12 protein-coding genes and 1 pseudogene are annotated in these 17,497 nt (G+C 63.2%); 7 read left to right on the forward strand and 6 right to left on the reverse strand.

Features of this window, described 5'->3' with window-relative positions:
- Both RT513_RS02255 and RT513_RS02260 read left to right on the forward strand, forming a co-directional pair.
- A pseudogene (locus RT513_RS02255) lies at positions 1 to 691 on the forward strand (cyclohexanone monooxygenase); the annotation flags it as partial.
- 60 nt (positions 692 to 751) lie between these two features.
- Positions 752 to 1,927 (forward strand): serine hydrolase domain-containing protein, encoded by a 1,176-nt coding sequence (locus tag RT513_RS02260; RefSeq protein WP_290689332.1) that lies wholly within the window; start codon positions 752 to 754, stop codon positions 1,925 to 1,927.
- Positions 1,928 to 2,912: 985 nt separating this feature from the next.
- Here the strand turns inward: RT513_RS02260 and RT513_RS02265 are convergent.
- Positions 2,913 to 3,914 (reverse strand): 4-hydroxyproline epimerase, encoded by a 1,002-nt coding sequence (locus RT513_RS02265; protein WP_290689330.1) that lies wholly within the window; start codon positions 3,912 to 3,914, stop codon positions 2,913 to 2,915.
- Between the two features lie 10 nt (positions 3,915 to 3,924).
- Entirely contained in the window at positions 3,925 to 5,199 is a 1,275-nt protein-coding gene (locus RT513_RS02270; protein ID WP_290689328.1) for an FAD-binding oxidoreductase, read from the reverse strand.
- A 134-nt stretch (positions 5,200 to 5,333) separates the two neighbouring features.
- Here RT513_RS02270 and RT513_RS02275 point away from each other — a divergent pair, with 134 nt between their 5' ends.
- Positions 5,334 to 6,356, forward strand: coding sequence for an Ldh family oxidoreductase (locus tag RT513_RS02275; protein WP_290689326.1), 1,023 nt, complete (start codon positions 5,334 to 5,336; stop codon positions 6,354 to 6,356).
- Positions 6,357 to 6,374: 18 nt separating this feature from the next.
- Here the strand turns inward: RT513_RS02275 and RT513_RS02280 are convergent, their stop codons facing one another.
- The 4 genes from RT513_RS02280 to RT513_RS02295 form a co-directional block, all read right to left on the reverse strand.
- Entirely contained in the window at positions 6,375 to 7,334 is a 960-nt protein-coding gene (locus tag RT513_RS02280; protein ID WP_290689324.1) for a dihydrodipicolinate synthase family protein, read from the reverse strand.
- Between the two features lie 213 nt (positions 7,335 to 7,547).
- Positions 7,548 to 8,837: a class I SAM-dependent methyltransferase gene (locus RT513_RS02285; RefSeq protein WP_290689322.1), complete on the reverse strand. Its 1,290-nt coding sequence runs from the start codon at positions 8,835 to 8,837 to the stop codon at positions 7,548 to 7,550.
- A gap of 43 nt (positions 8,838 to 8,880) precedes the next feature.
- Positions 8,881 to 11,118 (reverse strand): FepA family TonB-dependent siderophore receptor, encoded by a 2,238-nt coding sequence (locus tag RT513_RS02290; protein ID WP_290689320.1) that lies wholly within the window; start codon positions 11,116 to 11,118, stop codon positions 8,881 to 8,883.
- Positions 11,119 to 11,886: 768 nt separating this feature from the next.
- Complete coding sequence (locus RT513_RS02295) at positions 11,887 to 12,276, reverse strand: acyl-CoA thioesterase (RefSeq protein ID WP_290689317.1); 390 nt, start codon at positions 12,274 to 12,276, stop codon at positions 11,887 to 11,889.
- A gap of 1,072 nt (positions 12,277 to 13,348) precedes the next feature.
- Between RT513_RS02295 and RT513_RS02300 the strand changes: the two genes are divergently transcribed.
- From RT513_RS02300 to RT513_RS02315, 4 genes are all read left to right on the forward strand, one after another.
- Positions 13,349 to 14,251 carry a polysaccharide deacetylase family protein gene (locus RT513_RS02300; RefSeq protein WP_290689315.1) on the forward strand — a complete coding sequence of 301 codons (903 nt, stop codon included), beginning with the start codon at positions 13,349 to 13,351 and terminating at the stop codon, positions 14,249 to 14,251.
- Between the two features lies 1 nt (position 14,252).
- A complete protein-coding gene (locus tag RT513_RS02305) occupies positions 14,253 to 14,540 on the forward strand; it encodes a hypothetical protein (protein WP_290689313.1) in 288 nt (95 codons plus the stop codon).
- Positions 14,537 to 15,499: a CobW family GTP-binding protein gene (locus RT513_RS02310; RefSeq protein ID WP_290689311.1), complete on the forward strand. Its 963-nt coding sequence runs from the start codon at positions 14,537 to 14,539 to the stop codon at positions 15,497 to 15,499. Before RT513_RS02305 ends, RT513_RS02310 begins: the two co-directional genes overlap by 4 nt.
- A 93-nt stretch (positions 15,500 to 15,592) precedes the next feature.
- Complete coding sequence (locus RT513_RS02315) at positions 15,593 to 17,473, forward strand: FAD-binding monooxygenase (RefSeq protein ID WP_290689309.1); 1,881 nt, start codon at positions 15,593 to 15,595, stop codon at positions 17,471 to 17,473.
- The last annotated feature ends 24 nt before the right edge of the window (positions 17,474 to 17,497 follow it).

Consider the following 17,497-nt stretch of genomic DNA (forward strand, 5'->3'; position numbering starts at 1 on the left):
CGCTCGGATACAGGCGATCTTCACCTCAAACGACACGCCACTTGGGGAATGCAGGACCAATTATCTCGAAGTCTATCACCGCGACAACGTCAAGGCCGTCAGCCTGCGCGACAATGGTATTGCCCAGATCGTTCCCGAAGGCGTCAAGCTGGAAGACGGCACCCTCTATCCGCTGGATGTCATCATCATGGCGGTCGGTTTCGACGCAGGCTCGGGCGCGCTTAGCCGGATCGACATTCGCGGCCGCGATGGTGTTTCGCTGCGCGAGGAATGGGCCAAGGATATCCGCACCACGCTGGGGCTGATGAAACACGGCTTTCCCAATCTGTTCATGACCGGCGCACCGCTCGCCCCCTCGGCGGCGCTGTGCAACATGACCACCTGCCTGCAACAGCAGACGGAATGGATCAGCGACTGCATCAAGTATCTGGAAAGCACCCATCAGAGCGTTATCGAACCCACGTCCGAGGGGGAGGCCGCCTGGGTCGAGCATCATGATGAAACGGCCAACGCGAACCTGATTTCGCGCACCAACTCATGGTATACTGGGTCGAACGTCCCCGGAAAGCCGCGCAGAGTGCTGTCCTACACAGGCGGCGTCGGTACGTATCGCGCGAAATGCAGCGAGGTCGCGGCAAATGGCTATGCGGGCTTTGCCCTTGGCCGCAGCAATGCAGAGCAAGCCGGTTGACGCCGCAATCGCTCCGCTGGTTGCATGGCGGGGCGGCCCCATGTCTTCAGGAAACACAACATGAACAAGACTTTCAACGCCGATGACATCCTTCAGCAGACCGTTTCCGCCACGCCGGGAGTGCCGGGCGTGGTGGCGATGGTGACGGACCGGGACGGGAATCTCTATGAGGGCGCGGCGGGCGTGCGGCGTCTTGATCGTCCCGACCCGATGACCACCGACAGCATCTTTGCGCTGTTCTCGACCACCAAGGCCATCACCAGCACGGCCGCCTTGCAGCTTGTCGAAGACGGCCGGCTGGATCTGGACGCTCCGGCCTCGCGCTATGCGCCCCACATCGGGGCGTTGCAGGTCATCGACGGGTTCGAGCCAAGCGGCGAACCGCGCCTGCGCGCCCCGAAACGCGACATCACGACCAAGGATTTGCTGCTGCATCGGGCGGGCTTTGGCTATGATTTCTTCAACGAAACCTACAGGCGTCTTGCCGAGGAACAGGGCCAGCCCAGCGTCATCACCGCATCGAAGGCCGCGCTGACGACGCCCCTGCTGTTCGATCCGGGCGCAAAATGGGAATACGGCTCGAATATCGACTGGCTGGGTCAGGTGATCGAGGGCATCGCCGGCGAGCGGCTGGGGCAGGTCTTTCAGAAGCGCATCTTCGAGCCCCTCCGCATGACCGAGACCGGCTTCGAGCTGACCGAGACCACGCGCAAGCGGCTGGCCGGAATGCACCAGCGGCTGCCCGATGGCACGCTCGAGGCCAATGATTTCGAACTGCCCGCCAATCCCGAGGTGCATATGGGCGGGCATGGGCTTTATGGAACCGTCGGCGATTACATGCGCTTCATCCGCATGTGGTTGAATGACGGTCGCGGTGAACACGGTCAGGTGCTGCGCCCCGAGACGGTGGCGATGGCCGAAAGGAACCATCTGGGCGACCTGAAGGTCACCATGCTGCCCGGCGTCATCCCGACCCACTCGAATGATGCCGAGTTCTTCGCCGGTCAGTCGAAGTCCTGGTCCTATGGCTTCATGGTCAATGACGAACAAGCGCCCACCGGGCGTCCGGCAGGCGCACTCGGCTGGGCGGGGCTGGCCAATCTGTTCTACTGGATCGACCGAAAGAACGGCCTAGGCGGCTACTGGGCGACGCAGATCCTGCCGTTCGGCGATCCCGCGTCTTTCGGGGGATACATGGCGTTTGAAAGCAAGGCTTATCAGTCGCTGGTCCAATGAATCGAAAGCCCGGCCGTCATGGCGGCCGGGTTGTAGTAGGGATTCTGGAGGCTGATGGGGTCGACTTCTTGCTCAGGAAATCGCGGTGTCCTCCGCGTCTGAACAGCATAATGTTATTCAATATCAATGGGTTGATGTGGTGCGGCGCAACGCGCGAATATGCCCTTCCAAGACCCTCTACCGACGCTGGAGCCGGATGGGCATCTCCACCCGGATCATGATCCGCCTGGCCGTACAGGCTGCGAGCGAGAGGAGGATCACGATCGATGTGAGCAGGCGAACGCCATGCGTTCGAGTGAGCCTGCGCAAGTATCTGAAAGCCCATCACACGGCTTGCGGCCTGTGTTGGAAAAACGTGGACGACTGATGCCGCACAAAGGGCGGGACGAAAGCCCCGCAGTTACCGAGGCGACGAGGTGGCCTGATCCGTATATTCGTTACTGCAGGGGCCGTCGCCATGCGGAGCGGTCTGCTGCAGGCGGACTGCATGCCGGCGGACAGAAACTCGAAAGCCGACTGGTTCAGAGATGCGTTGAAAGAAAAAGGGATAATGGCCTGTATCTCCGGCCGGAAGAAAACCGTCAGGCATGGTAGACACCGCCACAAGCGCTGGTATCGCTTAGAGATCATGTTCGGCAGGCCGAAGAACTGGAAGCGCGTTGCTACCCATATGACTGGTCGTTGGTTCTCTCCCCGAAGCCGTTCTGCGCCCGGTTGCTTGGTGCGATTCCGGGCCACTCGATCTGGAACCCTGCCGCGAAGGGCAAGATCGTGCTACTGGCCAGTTCCGTTCCATAGCACGTTGGCTCTCTGGCGCGTGTCTGGGTTATGGCCGCGTGCGGCGTCGGCAAGCTGCGCGGCGGGGGCGATAACCGGTTTCCGGTCTCCCTGATGGACCATCCACCCCAGAGGAAACCGGCGACGACCAAGTTCGAACATGCCGCGGATGCCCGTGTTCTGGCAGGCGCTCACGCGGGTGGCGGATCTAGCGGACGACGAACCCATGCGCGTAAGGGTCCCGGTCGTCGATGAAGATGGTGTTTATCCCTGTCTGACGCGCCCATCCGCCTATCGAGGGGATGATCGCGGAACGATTGGCGACGGAGGTCTCGGCCTCTACCCGGCCCTTGAAGATCGAGCCGATGATGCTTTCATGCCAGAAATCATCCCCCACTTTCAGCCTGCCCTTCGCGGCGAGCTGTGCCATCCGCGCGGAAGTGCCGGTCCCGCAAGGGGAGCGGTCTATGGCCTTGTCGCCGTAAAATACCGCATTGCGCGCGTGTGCGCCTTCGACCGTGGGCGCGCCTGTCCACTGAATATGGGATAGGCCGTTGATCCGGTTGTCTTCGGGGTGGCTGAAATCGTATTTCTCGTTCAGCGCGCTTCGCAGCTTCTGGGAAAACGCGATCAGCTCTCCAGCGGTGAAATCCGCCATGTCCCTGAAGGCCCTTTGCGGCTCGACGATAGCGTAGAAGTTGCCGCCATAGGCGACGTCCACGACGATTTCGCCCAGACCATCCACATGGGCCGTCAGTCCCTCGGCATAAAGAAAGGACGGGACATTGGTCAGCCTGACTTCTTCGACGAAGCGGCCTTCCTGACGGTATTCGATATCCACCCGCCCCGCTGGCGCGTCTATGGAGAGACGTCCCGCCGTGCGCGGTTGGATCAGCCCGTTCTCGATCCCCATTGTGATCGTTCCGATGGTGCCGTGGCCGCACATCGGCAGGCAGCCGGAGGTTTCGATGAACAGAACCGCCACGTCGCAGTCCTCCCGCGTCGGCGGATAGAGGATGGAGCCGGACATCATGTCGTGTCCTCTCGGCTCGAACATCAGGCCGGTGCGAATCCAGTCGAACTCGCGCAGGAAGTGCGCGCGGCGCTCCAGCATGTCCCGGCCTTCCAGCCGGGGAGCGCCCCCCGAGACCAGACGGACGGGATTGCCGCAGGTATGGCCGTCAAGGCAGGAGAACGTGTGGTTCGTCATCGCCGGCACCTCAGAAGCGTTGGGGTGAGAAGGGAGAGAGGTCGATTGCGGGGGGCGCGCCCGTCACCAGATCGGCTACCAGCCGGGCCGTCGCGGGGGATTGGGTCAGTCCGAGATGGCCGTGCCCGAAGGCGTAGATCACCCGCCTGCTGGCGGACGAATGCCCGATGGCGGGCAGGCTGTCGGGAAGGGACGGGCGGAAACCCATCCATTGCACCCCGCCGCTCGTCTCCAGCCCGGGCAGGAACTCCTTTGTCTTCCGCATCATGGCTTCCGAACGGCGGAAATCTGGCGGCAGGCGCAGCCCGCCCAACTCCACCGCGCCGCCGACCCGAATGCCGGTGGACAGTCGCGTCACCACGAAACCGTGGCCGCCGAAGGTGATCTGAAGGCGCAGGTCGAAGGCATCCGGGGGGAGGGTGGTGTTGTAGCCCCGCTCCGTTTCCAGCGGAATTCGGTCCCCCGTGCTGCGCGCGATGCGGTGCGAGAACGCGCCCGCGGCCAGAACGATCTGTCGGGCGCGGAACGTCCGATCCGTGGCTTGCAGGACGACCGCTTCGTCCGTGGGTTGCAGGGCCAGTACCTCCGCCCGCTCGATCAGCCCTCCCTCCGCACGGAAGCGTTCGGCGAGCCTCAGCGTGTATAGCCTCGGATCGGCGATGGAGTACCATTCCGGCGTGAAGGTGCCATGGGTGAAACGAGGGGAGAGGCCGGGCTGAAGTTCCGCCATCTCCTCGGCAGCCATGTGGTGGAAGGCGATCCCGTGCGCCTCGCGCGTGGCCCATCCGGGAAGCGACGCGGTGAGTTCGGCCTGCGATTCATAGACCTGAAGATTGCCCCGCTTTGCCAGCATCCCGGAGGTGCCTGTGCGGGCGAGGGAGGGTTCAAGCTCGGATTTCGACAGGTCCATCAGGGCAGTCTGCGCCGTGGTCGAGGCAGCTACCCTGTCAGCCGCGCAGGCCCGCCAGAAGCGCAGCATCCATGGGGCTATGCGGAGCGCATAGGCGGGCGGAATACTGAGCGGTCCGAGCGGATCCACCAGCCAGCCCGGCGCCTTGCGGAGAATGCCGGGCGAGGCAAGAGGCAGGATGTCGGTAAAGGCAAAGGCGCCCGCGTTCCCGGCAGAGGCCCCTGCCGCTGGTCCTTCGCGATCCAGAACGATGACGGAAAGCCCGCGTGCCTGCAGGGCGAGCGCCACGGAAAGCCCTATGACGCCCGCACCAACGACCGCCACATCCGGGACGGAGGGAGTGGGAGCGGAAACTGATGAGGGGTCAACCGGCATTGTATCTCGTCCGCGGATCATGAATACAATTAGTATGCAAAAATGGCACCCGCAAGCTGTTCCAGTCCAAGGTCCTGTTGACCCCTCTCTGGCGCGGATTGTATGCGCTTACGGAACAAACAAGGGGCAACGGCATGGCGACGACGACAGAGGATCTTCGGCAGCGGATCGACGGCCTCCTGCGCAGCGCGGGGCTGAATGCGTCGCAGGCAGCGGCCATGGCGCAGACCTTTGCCGCGGCTGAGCGCGATCACTGCAAGTCCCACGGCATCTACCGGATCGAGGGAACGCTGCGGACGGTAAAGGCGGGAAAGGTCGATCCGCAGGCAGAGCCGCTTCTCCTGCCGGATGACGGAACGGCATTGATCCGTATCGACGCACGCGGCGGGTTTGCCAATACCGCCTTCGATCTTGGCCTGCCGGAACTGGTGGCAAAGACGAAGCGTCTCGGCATGGCCGCAATGGTCATCAACGATTGTACTCATCTCGCTGCCCTCTGGCCGGAGGTGGAGGCCCTTACCGCGCATGGGCTGGCGGCAATGGTCATGTGTCCGAGCTACGCCACTGTTGCGCCGACGGGCGGCACCACGCCGCTCCTCGGAACCAATCCCTTCGCCTTCGGCTGGCCCCGGATCGGGACGGACCCGTATGTCTTCGACTTCGCCACTTCGGTTGCCGCGCGGGGAGAACTGGAGCTTCACCGCCGCGCCGGGAAACCCTTGCCGGAAGGTTGGGCGCTGGACGCCGATGGTCAACCCACCACCGACCCGGAAGCGGCTCTGGCCGGTGCCATGCTGCCCTTCGGCGGTCACAAGGGGTCTGCCATCTCCACCATGATCGAACTGCTCTCCGGTATCATGATCGGTGACCTGACCAGCCCGGAAGTGCTTGATTTTCTTGGAACCACAACGTTGGCGCCCCGACATGGGGAACTGATCCTCGCCTTTTCGCCGGAGGTCTTTGCCAAGGGTCGCCCGGGAGATCCCTTTGCCCGCGCGGAAATCCTGCTTGAGGCGATCATCGGGCAGGGCGCGCGTCTGCCCTCCCAGCGGCGGTTCCGGGCCCGGGCGGAGACCGCGGCGCAGGGTATCTCCCTGACTGCGGAGGAAGAAGCGCAACTCGCGCGGTTCGCGGCAGAGGGGCTTGCGGCGGTCTGAAACCGACGCCCCCGGGCATCACGCCAGATAGGGCCGGACTATCTCCGCCTGCGCCCAGTCCGCGTACCATTTGTCGAACAGTGTCAGTTGCTGTTCGACCCACCCTTGCTGACTTGCCGAAAGGGCATCGGTGTCGTTGAAGTGAAGCGTGTATTCCGCATCACCCTTCAACACCATCATATGCTTGAAATAGAGCACGAGGTCCGGCCCCGCATCCACCTTGGCAAGCTCATAGAGCGCGGCGTCCAGTTCCCTGGCGAGCCTGCGTGCGGCGACATCCCCGCCTGCGGCGGCGCGGCAGAGGTTGGTCAGCGTCAGGATCTCCTGCGGTAGAACGCAGCCGATCCCCGTGATGGCGCCGCTTGCACCACAGTTGACATAGCCATGGAACACGGAGGTATCGACGCCGATCATCAGCGTCACGCCGTCATCGCGGCTGGTAATATGCTCCGCCGCATAGGAGAGGTCCGCATCCCCGCCGAATTCCTTGAAACCGACAAGGTTGGGATGATCCGCCCTGAGGGCGAAGAACAGGTCCGCACGGGTTGCAAAGCCGTAATAGGGGCTGTTGTAGATGACCGCCGGCAAGTCCGGCGCCGCGTCGAGGACAGCCTTGAAATGGGACTTCTGCGCGGCGATCACGGAACCGCGGGAGAGGACGCGCGGGATGACCATCAACCCCGCCGCACCGACTTTCTGTGCATGGGCGGCGAGTGAGACGGCAGCCGCAGTGTTGATCGCGCCGGTGCCGACGATCACCTTGAGGCCCGCCTTCACCAGACGCTCGACACCCTCCATCCGCTCTGCATCGGTCAGCAGCGGCCAGTCACCCATGGAGCCGCAATACACCACCGCCGACATGCCCACCGAAACCAGCTCTTTCGCCTTGCGGACGAGCGCGTCGAAATCCGGGCTCCGATCGGCCCGGCAGGGCGTCATCAGCGCCGGGATCGTTCCTGAGAAGATGTCGCTATCCATCCGTGTTCCCCAATCTCAACGCCGAAGGCGAATCCGTCTAATCACGGGGAGTATAGTTGTTGCATTTTATTTGTCGACATAAAGCGGAGACACAGTAGCGGGACGGCTCGGTGACGGGAGTCCGCAGCAAATTGGGCTGAGCTGCTCTTGCGCCCTTTGTTTCGCCGCGGCCTCGATGGGAACGGTAGTTCCCGGCGCTGATACGCCATCCTGTCAAAGAAGACAGAACCTGTTCAGCGCCTCCTGTGGGCCGACAGGCGGAAGAGCAGAACCGAGCGAGGGCGCGACAAGTGCCGGAACCTGCCCGCCCTGAAGCGAGAAGGACATCATCAGCCGATTGAAGCGCCGTGCCGGGGCGGTGTCACCAGTTGGCCGGGTAGGGTGAGCAATGCCGGACCAAAGCAGCATCTGCATCGCCTGATTGAGAAGCCCGGGCTGGGGCATGAACTGCTCCAGTTCCGCTACGGTTGCCGGTCCTGAGGCCAGGCGGTTGAGCAGCGAGGAGAAAATTTCCTGCGGCCCTTCGACGGCGCCAATGCGGGTGCTGAAGGTAAGGCTGCCAGAGGAGGGCGCACCGGGAAGGGCCGAGAAGGTCTGGCGACGTAGCGCGTCCAGATGGTCCCCCGCCGCCAACCTCTGGGGCGTCTTCATGTAGAGATCGAGCCGCAGCGCCTGATTTCGGGCAAAGTCCTTCAGGGTTTCGCGCAGGGGCAGGTCTGGCTCCTGTGCGATCAGGTTCTGCGCCTGTGCCGGGAGAGACAGTGCATCGATATTCTCCATGGGCGTCGCGCTCCCGACATGCTCCAGACCCTCGGCTCCCATCGCTGCGATGACATCGGCCACGGCGAGCGGGTGAAACTCCGGGGTCAGATAGTCATGTGCGACATATGCCGGATCCTCTCGCATCAGGCTCTCCAACGTGCCAGCCGCATGCGGGTGAAGGGCAAAGAAGCCGGCGCCGCTTTCCTGCAGCGCTTTCAGCCGGTTCAGGCCGGTTGCAATCCGCTCGGACCCCGGGGGAAGCGCCGCGAAAAGGGCGTGGAACGCCTGGAACGCCGCACCGCCGGGCAGTGTCATGTAATGGAGAAGGAAAACTCCGCCGGGCTTCACGCTGCGCCCCGCAAAAGCTGCGATCGCAGCGCGGGTGTCCGCGCCGACCCAGGAGTGAAGCCCGTGGCAGAGCAGCACATCGACGGGATGCGGAGAAAGCCGGGCGACGTCGGCGACATCGAAACGGATGTTGCCGAGACTCGCACGCGCCGCCACATCGCGGGCCCGGGCGATGTGTTCCGGGTTCAGATCCCAGCCGTGAAAGGAGATGTCGGGATTGGCCGCGGCGAGCGCAAGCAGGCCGAAACCGGGGCCGCAGCCGATCTCGCCGTAGGAAAGGCGGCCTTCGGGCGCCTTCACCCCAAGCGCGGTGAGCACGGAGGCCAGCCACAACGGCGCATGTTCGCGGTGGAAGCGCGCGGGATACTGGATTTCGGTGAGATAACTGGACATGGCGAAAATCCCCCGACCTGTGTGGCGGTCGGGGGATGTCGGATCAGAACGACGCGTTCATGCCGATGTAGAAGGCACGGCCCGGCTCGTTGAACGTATTCGCGCCCGCCGAGGTGGTGTTGCCTTCACGATAGACACGTTTGTCGAACAGGTTGGTGATGCCGCCGTTGATCATCATGTTCTCGCGCACCTGGTAGGTCACACCGAGGTTGGCGATCGAATAGGGCCGCCGCGATTCCGTATTGGCGAGCGCACCGCCGGTGGTCGCGCTGGAGGTCGGCGCGTGGATCGTGCCATACCAGCTGACCGAGGCCATCAGGTTCAGCTCATCCGTCGCCTGCCAATCCACCGCGGCGTTGATCGTGTAGTCCGGCACGAGGCTGAGCGGCTGTCCGTTTGACTTGTCCTCGGATTCGATCATGTAGGTTGCGTTGGTGGTGAAGTTGACCGTCTCGCTGAACGGCATGGCGAAGTTGGCTTCGAGGCCGGAGACCACGGCCTTCGGCACGTTGTCCCATTGCAGCACCCAACCGCCTGCATTGTTGGGGTTGGCGTTCGCGATCGGCACGCGGCTCGAGGAGATGCGGTCCTTGTAGTCGTTGTGGAAATAGGTCAGGCCAGCGACCACGCCCGATGCCGCATCATTATACGCGACGCCCACCTCGGTATTGACGGAGGTTTCCGCCTTCAGATCCGGGTTTCCGACGACATAGCAGCCGACGCCGTTCTGAGCCGGAAAATCGGTCGGGCAACCGTTGCCCATGGTGTAATAGACATAGTTCGGGTTCAGCTGGAAGAGGTTCGGTGCCTTGAACGCGCGGGCGATGCCAGCCTTCACCTGCCACCGGTCGTTCAGGTGGTAGGTCGCGTTCAGCGCCGGGCTGAAATTGGAACCGAAGTTGGAGTTGTAGTCCACCCGCAGCCCCGGGGTGAGGATCAGCTTCTCGGACCAGTAGAAGTTGCTTTCCGCATAGATGCCGTAGGTCTGCTGGTCGGTCTTCGGATCGCGTTCCCCCTGCGGGTCCGTGCCCGGAATCTCCACACCCGGAGCAAGTCCCTGCCGGTTGGAGACCGGATCATCCATGTATTCGCCGCGGAACTCTGCGCCGAGCGTCAGGACCTGGTCCCGGCCTGCGATGGCGAAGGGCAGATTCCACTCGGATTTCGCGGTGATGTTGTCGAGGGTGATCGTGCCGGTTTCCCCGGTGTTGATCGCTCCTTCGGAGCTGCCCGCGAGCCCCTCAAGATTGCGGTTGTTGCGCGTATTTTCCCACTGCAGATAGCTGAAGGAGTCGCCGAAATCGAAAGCGCCGGTATGCGAGACCGAGAGGGTGCGGCGATACATCCGGTTGGTTTCGGCACCGGAATTCGCCAGCTCCTCCAGAATGTCGTTGACGCCGGCGAGCTGCCGGTCGCCGTTGAAGATGTTGCCCTGGCGCGAGAAGTTGAACTCGAAGTCCAGCTTCTGATCGGGCGTCACATCCCAGCTGAGCAGCGCGCCGACATCCTTGTTGACCACGCCTTCCCGCCCGGCAGGCGGCGCCTGATCCGGATTGACGTTGGCACCGGCGTTGATGTCGGGATCGTCTGCGTCGGTCTTGTTGTAGTTGCCGTAGACGCGGAAGGAAAGCACGTCGTTGATCGGCCCGCCGAGCATCAGGTTGCCGCGCTGGGTTCCGCCTTCAGCCGAATCCTCCGGGAAACCGAAACGCAGGCCGATGGTGCCCATCATCGCTTCGGGACGTTTGGTGATGATGTTCACCACCCCACCGGAAGACCCCGAACCATAGCGCGCCGCTGCCGGACCACGCAGAACCTCGATCCGTTCGACCATCTCGGCCGGGACCCAGTTGGTATCGCCCCGCGTGTCGCGTTCGCCCGCGCGACCCATGCGGACGGCGTTCCGAGAGAGCACGGGCTTTCCGTCGATGAGGATCAGCGTGTTCTCCGGCCCCATGCCGCGGATGTCGATCTGGCGCTGGTTGCCGCGCTGGCCGGAAGCCGACGTGCCGGTCAGGTTGACGCCCGGCATTCTGCGGATGATCTCGGACAGATCATTTGCAGGGGGCTGACGCTGCAGATCGGTGGCGGTGATGGTCGAGACGCCGGGAGCCTGCCTGAGTTGTTCCTCTGCCGAGAGGACAACTGTTTCCAGAACGGTCACTTCCTCCTGGTTGTCCTCGGGCTGAAAGACTTCCTCCTGTGCAAGCGCACTGAAGGGGAGATGGGCAAGACCGAGGCAAAGCGCGGTCGACGATGTAAGGCGCAATGGGACAGGCATGAGAACTCCGCAATGGGGGGGTGCGAATTACCTTGCGGACGTGATGCTGGCTGGGAAATTCGTCTTGAGATGCGCGGTACGAATGGCGAGCGAAAACGTCAAGAATTCGCGACAGGGGTTGCGCGCCTTGTGGTGCAGATTTGACACGGTTGGGGTCTGACTGCGCGCATTTGTCGCGGAGCTCCAATGCGCTGTCTTGGAATTCAGCGGAATATCCGTGGCAATTGCGCGTTCGATCCCTATCGCGGCGATTATTGTTTCGCGTATCCTGCCGTCACATCGATCCCAACCATGCCTCCGCAGCGCTGCGGCTGGTTCACAGCGTGACGGGTGCCGTCTGAACCCGCTTATTCAGGTAACGGGGGCTCGCCTTACGCGGATTGGTATTTCAAGCCCCCTGTGCAGCTTCGGGGCTAGGCAAAAGTCGTGCTCTTTCCCCGCAGGTTGCCATTGCCATAGGAGCGTCAGAGTTACGCTCTCCCCCAGTATCGTGCAGCCCCAGGGCCACGCCGCCGCGGGCATCGCGTGCAAATCCAAACCGGTTCAGCCCGTATCCGTTATCCGCTAAACCGGCCGTCCCGCCCTCTGTTGCGATGGTCCGGTTGAGAGCGACAATGTCGCCAAGCACCTTGCTTCGGTCGTAGGTGGAAGTCCGCAGTATCGGGGCTGGATGTGGCGGCGACCCTTTTCGCTGCCACGCTGCCACGCTGCCACGCTGCCACGCTGCCACGCTGCTGTCACGCAGGCACACCGGCCACTGTTTGGCGGCTAGACCTCCGGCGGCCGGACCGGACGGGCGGCGCCGTCCTCATCAAGGGCGACGAAGGTGAAGATTGCTTCCGTTACCTTCTGGGTCAGGTCGCTTTCCCGTTGACGGCGCCAGGCTTCGACATGGATGCGCATGGATGTCCGGCCGACGTGCTGCACCTCGGCAAAGAGCGAAACCTCGTCTCCGACCTTGACGGGACGGTGAAATTTCATCCCTTCCACGGCGATGGTGGCGCTTCGCCCGCGGGCGGTGAGCGCGGCGACCGATCCTGCGGCAAGGTCCATCTGGCTCATCAGCCACCCGCCGAAGATGTCGCCCGCCGGATTGGTGTCGGCGGGCATGGCGATAGTGCGGATCGTCGGCTGATCCTTCGGCGGCGTATCTGGCATAGGCGGGTCAACCTTGGCTGGAGAGGATGGCCGATCTTGCCCGTTCTAAGTGGCGCGGGAAAGACCGCTTTCGGCGAAGGATGGCCGGGATGCCGCAGGGACAGGCCTTCACTGGATATTCCACAGTGCAGGAGGACGCGCGCAGGGTAACGAGGCAGGAGATGGAGCCATCGCGTTTGATGGCACAATCGCCTGCGCTCCGAAGTAGAGAGTGGCGTCTCGCCACGTTCTGCAAGGCGCCAATGTGGTGCCGGCAATTCCGCAACTCGCCGATCTGGCTGACGCCTCGGGCGCGCCCCGCCTTTCTGAGATTGCAGGTGCGATCCGTGACCGTGAAGCCGTCGGCAGGGTCGGTGTTGCGAATGACACAGACGGGAGGGAGAAAACTGCCCATGTGCCCGGCCTTCTGCACCGCGGTCCATTCCAGTCGCGGTGACTGATACGATGCGCGACCCTTCGCTGTCAGACGCGGGCGGAACTTCGCGGTTTCTGTGGCGTCTTTGTTCCTTTGTGATCCTGGCGATGACGGGGTTTGACGAGGCTATCCGTGCCACCCGTCAGGAGTAGATGAGGGATATGTCGTGCACCGGAGCCTTCTGGCCACCATACCGCCTGGCTGAATGACAAAGGGAGAGCCAGATGACGTTCTCCTGCCTGCCCTGCTGCACGTGAGCGGAGGGTTTCCCGTTTTGCCGATGCCTTCCACCGGCCTGGCGGACTATTCCTGTCGGCGATGCCGAACCTTGAAAGAAGCGCATCCGGGCAGGTGAGTAACTGGCTCGGCCGGGCCGCTCACCGCCGTGGCGGAGAAAATACCGGTGATATTCGCCAGTGGGACGCACGGTGGCGAGGTGCTTTCGCGCGCCAACGATCTGGCCGGATGCGGAGATTGCGCTCCTCCGGTGGGGTCTGTCGGGTGATCTTCCGGCGGTGAAGGCTCGTCCGCTGGTGCTTTTGCTCCTCATGTCTGGCGCGAGTGTGCAAAGGATGGTCTCCCCACTTTCCCGGCTGGGCCTTCGGACTTACGGATAGACAACGGCCGGGAGGAACCGGCGCATCACAGGAGGTTGGCATGACGAAAAAAATCTATTGCGCGTTCGGGACGGACATCGACTCCGTGGCGGGCTGGATCGGTTCCTACGGCGGCGGAGACAGCCCGTCAGACATCCAGAGGGGCGTCTTTGCGACGGAAGTAGGGATTCCCCGGCTGCTGCGGCTCTTCAGGAAATACGATCTTAGAACCAGCTTCTTCATACCTGGACATTCGCTCGAGACTTTCCCCGATCAGATGCGGATGATCGTCGATGCGGGGCATGAGGTTGGGGCGCATGGCTATCTGCATGAAAACCCCATCGCGATGACCCCGCAGCAGGAGGAGGACGTGCTGGTCAAGTCCATCGAACTGATCGAAGGCCTGACAGGCAAGGCGCCCCGCGGCTATGTCGCCCCTTGGTGGGAGATGTCGAATTCAACCGCCGCGCTGCTGCAGAAATACGGTTTCAGCTACGATCACAGCCAGGGTTACCGCGATTTTCAGCCATTCTATGCCCGCGTCGGCGACGAATGGAACACGATCGACTATTCGGGCCGCGCAGAGAGCTGGATGCGGCCGATGAAGCATGGGAAGGAAATCGACCTCGTCGATATCGCCGCGAACTGGTACGTGGATGATCTGCCGCCCATGATGTTCATCAAGAAGTCGCCGAACAGCCACGGTTTCGTCAATCCGCGCGATATCGAGGCGCTCTGGCGTGACCAGTTCGACTGGGTCTATCGCGAGATGGACTACGGCGTCTTTCCCTTCACCATCCATCCTGATGTCTCTGGCAGGCCACAGGTGCTGCTGATGCTGGAGCGGCTGATCGAATACATCAGCGGGCACGAGGGGGTCGAATGGGTGACCTTCGAGGAGATCGCCGACGACTTTCGCAAGCGATTCCCGTTCGCGGGAACCGCGCGGCCAGAGGTGATCTGACATGTGCTCGGCCTGTGGTTTCCCCGCAGCCCCCGGCCACTGGACGGATGCGGGAGCCGTCACCCCGGCAGACCGGATCCGGCTCCGGTTCCTGCGCTTGGCCGCGGTCAACCGGTTGCTCGCTCCTTATGGGTTGAAAGCGCATGATGATGGTGTGACCCCGGGCCTGCAGCTTTTTTCCCCGACCGGCGCGTGGGAGATCGTGCCGGATCTGGAGGCGCTCTGGAATGCCGCCGGGCGGATGGCGGGGGTACCGATCGATCCGCTTTCGCACCGCGCGCTCGCATGAACGGGGGCCGGCTCCCACTCACGATCCTTGGAGGATTTCTGGGGGCCGGCAAGAGCACATGGCTCCGCCATCGCCTCCACGAAGGGGGCTTCGGACGGCACCATATCCTTGTGAACGAGGCGGCGGAGACGCCGGTTGACAACCTCCTGTTGGGTCGTGCCCGCAGCCTTGACGTGCTGGCGGGGGGCTGTGCCTGCTGCGCCGGGAAAGACGCGCTTCTGGCCAAGCTCCGCGATATCTGCGATTCCGCAAGCGGTGAGGCGGCGGGGGAACTGGACGGCATCCTTCTGGAAACCAGCGGGCTCGCCGACCCGCTCGCGATAGCCAACGCCATCGCGGGGGATCCCGTGCTCGTGCGGAGGTTGTCAGTTGCGGGGCCGGTAGTGCTGATGGATGCGAGCCTTGGTGCCGAGCAGCTCGTGACGGAGCCGCTGGCCCGCGCGCAGGTGGAAACCGCGACGCGAGTGATCCTCACAAAGCCTGACGCGGCCTCCCCGCAAACGCTTGCCCGGCTGATTGCCACGCTGCGGAAGATCACGCCGGGGGCGGAGATTTCGCTGGCGGAACGCGGCGTCCCGCGCGCGTTGCCCACGGTGGGGCCTGAGGTGCCGCCACTTCCTCTGCCGGCTCTCGCAAGAGGGACGCCAATCCTCGCTCATCGGCTGCTGATCGGGACAGAGGGCGATTGGATTGCCCTCTCCACCTGGCTTTCTGCTCTGCTCGTGGCGCGAGGAGACGATGTGATACGTGTCAAGGGCGTGGTGCGTGCGCCGGCCGGCCGGCTCCTGCTGCAATCGGTGCGTCGCTCCATGCAGCCGCCGGAGATCCTGCCCGACAACGACGGCGACCTTCCCGGACCCCCGCCGCAGGAGGGTGTGATCGTGCTGATCGGTCGCAATCTGGAGGCCGATCTGCTGGCCCGTTCATGGGAGAGGTTCAGCGGCCAAGGGGGTAAATGACGCTGCGGCGGCGCCATATAGGTAGCATACTAATTGATTGTATGCGTCTCGATATGCTAACGGCAAGATCAGACACCTTGAGGGAGGACGCTCATGCAATTTCATCTCAACAGCTTCCGCACCGGCGCCCCGGATGTGCAGGAGGCCGCGCCTGTGTTGCCCACGGACATTATCGATGTCCTGATCATCGGGTGCGGTCCTGCCGGGCTGACGCTTGCTGCGCAGCTGGCCGCCTTCCCCGAGATCAGCACGCGGATCGTGGAGCGAAAGGCCGGGCCGCTGGAGCTTGGTCAGGCCGACGGGATCGCCTGCCGCACGATGGAAATGTTCAATACCTTCGGCTTTGCCGACCGGGTGGAGCGGGAGGCCTATTGGGTCAACGAGACCACATTCTGGAAGCCGGGCCACGAAGCGGAGCAGAAGATCGTCCGCCACGGGCGCATCGCGGATACGGAGGAGGGGCTGTCGGAATTCCCGCATGTCATTCTCAATCAGGCGCGCGTACATGATTTCTATCTTGAAAAGATGGCCAACGCTCCCACACGGCTGACGCCGGATTACGGCCTCCGGCTTGTCGATCTGACAGTGCCGGAAGAACGCGATGCCCCGGTTGTCGTGAGGCTGCAGCCGGTCGATGCGACGGGAGACGAGGGGGTAGAGACGATCCGCGCCCGCTATGTGGTGGGTTGCGACGGAGCACGGAGTGTGGTGCGCGCGTCCATCGGGCGGGAGCTCCGCGGTGACAGCGCCAATCAGGCGTGGGGCGTCATGGATGTGCTCGCCTATACCGATTTTCCCGATATCCGCCTCAAGACAGCGATCCACTCGGCGAGCGAAGGAAGCATCCTCATCATTCCGCGGGAGGGGGGATATCTCGTCCGCTTCTACGTGGAGCTGGACAAGCTGGCCGCAGATGAACGCGTGTCGTCGAAGAACATCACGCAGGATGAGCTTGTCGCCGCGGCACAACGCATCCTGCATCCCTATGTTCTGGATGTGAAGCAGGTCGCCTGGTGGTCCGTCTATGAGATCGGCCAACGACTGACGGACAAGTTCGATGACGTGCCCGCCGGGCAGGAAGACAGCCGCCTGCCGCGGGTGTTCATTGCGGGCGATGCCTGCCACACCCATAGTCCGAAAGCGGGACAGGGAATGAACGTCTCCATGCAGGACACGTTCAATCTCGGCTGGAAGCTCGCCGCCGTGTTGCGCGGGCTGGCGGGGGCGGAGCTGCTGCACAGCTATTCGGCGGAGCGGCAGGCAATAGCGCAGGAGCTGATCGACTTCGACCGCGAATTCGCCAGGATGTTCAGCGCCAAGCCCAAAACGGCAGAGGACGACGACGGCATCGATCCGGCGGAGTTCCAGCGCTATTTCATCAGGCAGGGCCGGTTCACCGCCGGCACCGCGACCCGGTACACCCCCTCAAGGCTGACGGGGGCAGGGCGGGACCAGGTATTGGCCGGGGGGCTGCCCGTGGGTATGCGCTTCCACTCCGCGCCGGTGATCCGTCTTGCCGATGCGAAACCGATGCAGCTTGGCCATGTGCATGAAGCGGACGGACGTTGGCGTATCTATCTGTTTGCGGGTGCCGAAGGGCTGAGCGGAGATTTCGCCGCGCTCTGCGACTGGTTGAACTCGGAAGCCTCCCCTATTCACCGTCACACTCCGGCGGGTGCCGACGTGGATGCAGTGTTCGATGTCAGGGGCGTGTTCCAGGCCTCGCATCAGGCGATGTCCATGGACGAACTCCCGCCGATTCTCTGGCCGCAGAAGGGTCGCCTAGGGCTGAAGGATTACGAGAAGGCGTTCTGCGTCGATCCGGCCGCCGATATCTATGATATGCGGGCCATAGACCGGGCGCGCGGCTGCATCATTGTCGTGCGCCCAGATCAGTATATCGGAGAGGTGCTCCCGCTCGATGCGCGGGAGCGACTGGGGCAATACTTTGCGGGGCTGCTCACCCTCCGCTGAAAATGACGGGCCGGGGTGTTGTTC

The sequence above is a fragment of the Haematobacter sp. genome, assembly GCF_032102465.1.
In the GTDB taxonomy this organism is placed as follows: domain Bacteria; phylum Pseudomonadota; class Alphaproteobacteria; order Rhodobacterales; family Rhodobacteraceae; genus Haematobacter.

Coding starts and splice junctions, on each gene's coding strand:
- RT513_RS02260 (WP_290689332.1), top strand. CDS start 752: ATGAACAAGACTTTCAACGCCGATGACATCCTTCAGCAGACCGTTTCC.
- RT513_RS02265 (WP_290689330.1), bottom strand. CDS start 3,914: ATGACGAACCACACGTTCTCCTGCCTTGACGGCCATACCTGCGGCAAT.
- RT513_RS02270 (WP_290689328.1), bottom strand. CDS start 5,199: ATGCCGGTTGACCCCTCATCAGTTTCCGCTCCCACTCCCTCCGTCCCG.
- RT513_RS02275 (WP_290689326.1), top strand. CDS start 5,334: ATGGCGACGACGACAGAGGATCTTCGGCAGCGGATCGACGGCCTCCTG.
- RT513_RS02280 (WP_290689324.1), bottom strand. CDS start 7,334: ATGGATAGCGACATCTTCTCAGGAACGATCCCGGCGCTGATGACGCCC.
- RT513_RS02285 (WP_290689322.1), bottom strand. CDS start 8,837: ATGTCCAGTTATCTCACCGAAATCCAGTATCCCGCGCGCTTCCACCGC.
- RT513_RS02290 (WP_290689320.1), bottom strand. CDS start 11,118: ATGCCTGTCCCATTGCGCCTTACATCGTCGACCGCGCTTTGCCTCGGT.
- RT513_RS02295 (WP_290689317.1), bottom strand. CDS start 12,276: ATGCCAGATACGCCGCCGAAGGATCAGCCGACGATCCGCACTATCGCC.
- RT513_RS02300 (WP_290689315.1), top strand. CDS start 13,349: ATGACGAAAAAAATCTATTGCGCGTTCGGGACGGACATCGACTCCGTG.
- RT513_RS02305 (WP_290689313.1), top strand. CDS start 14,253: ATGTGCTCGGCCTGTGGTTTCCCCGCAGCCCCCGGCCACTGGACGGAT.
- RT513_RS02310 (WP_290689311.1), top strand. CDS start 14,537: ATGAACGGGGGCCGGCTCCCACTCACGATCCTTGGAGGATTTCTGGGG.
- RT513_RS02315 (WP_290689309.1), top strand. CDS start 15,593: ATGCAATTTCATCTCAACAGCTTCCGCACCGGCGCCCCGGATGTGCAG.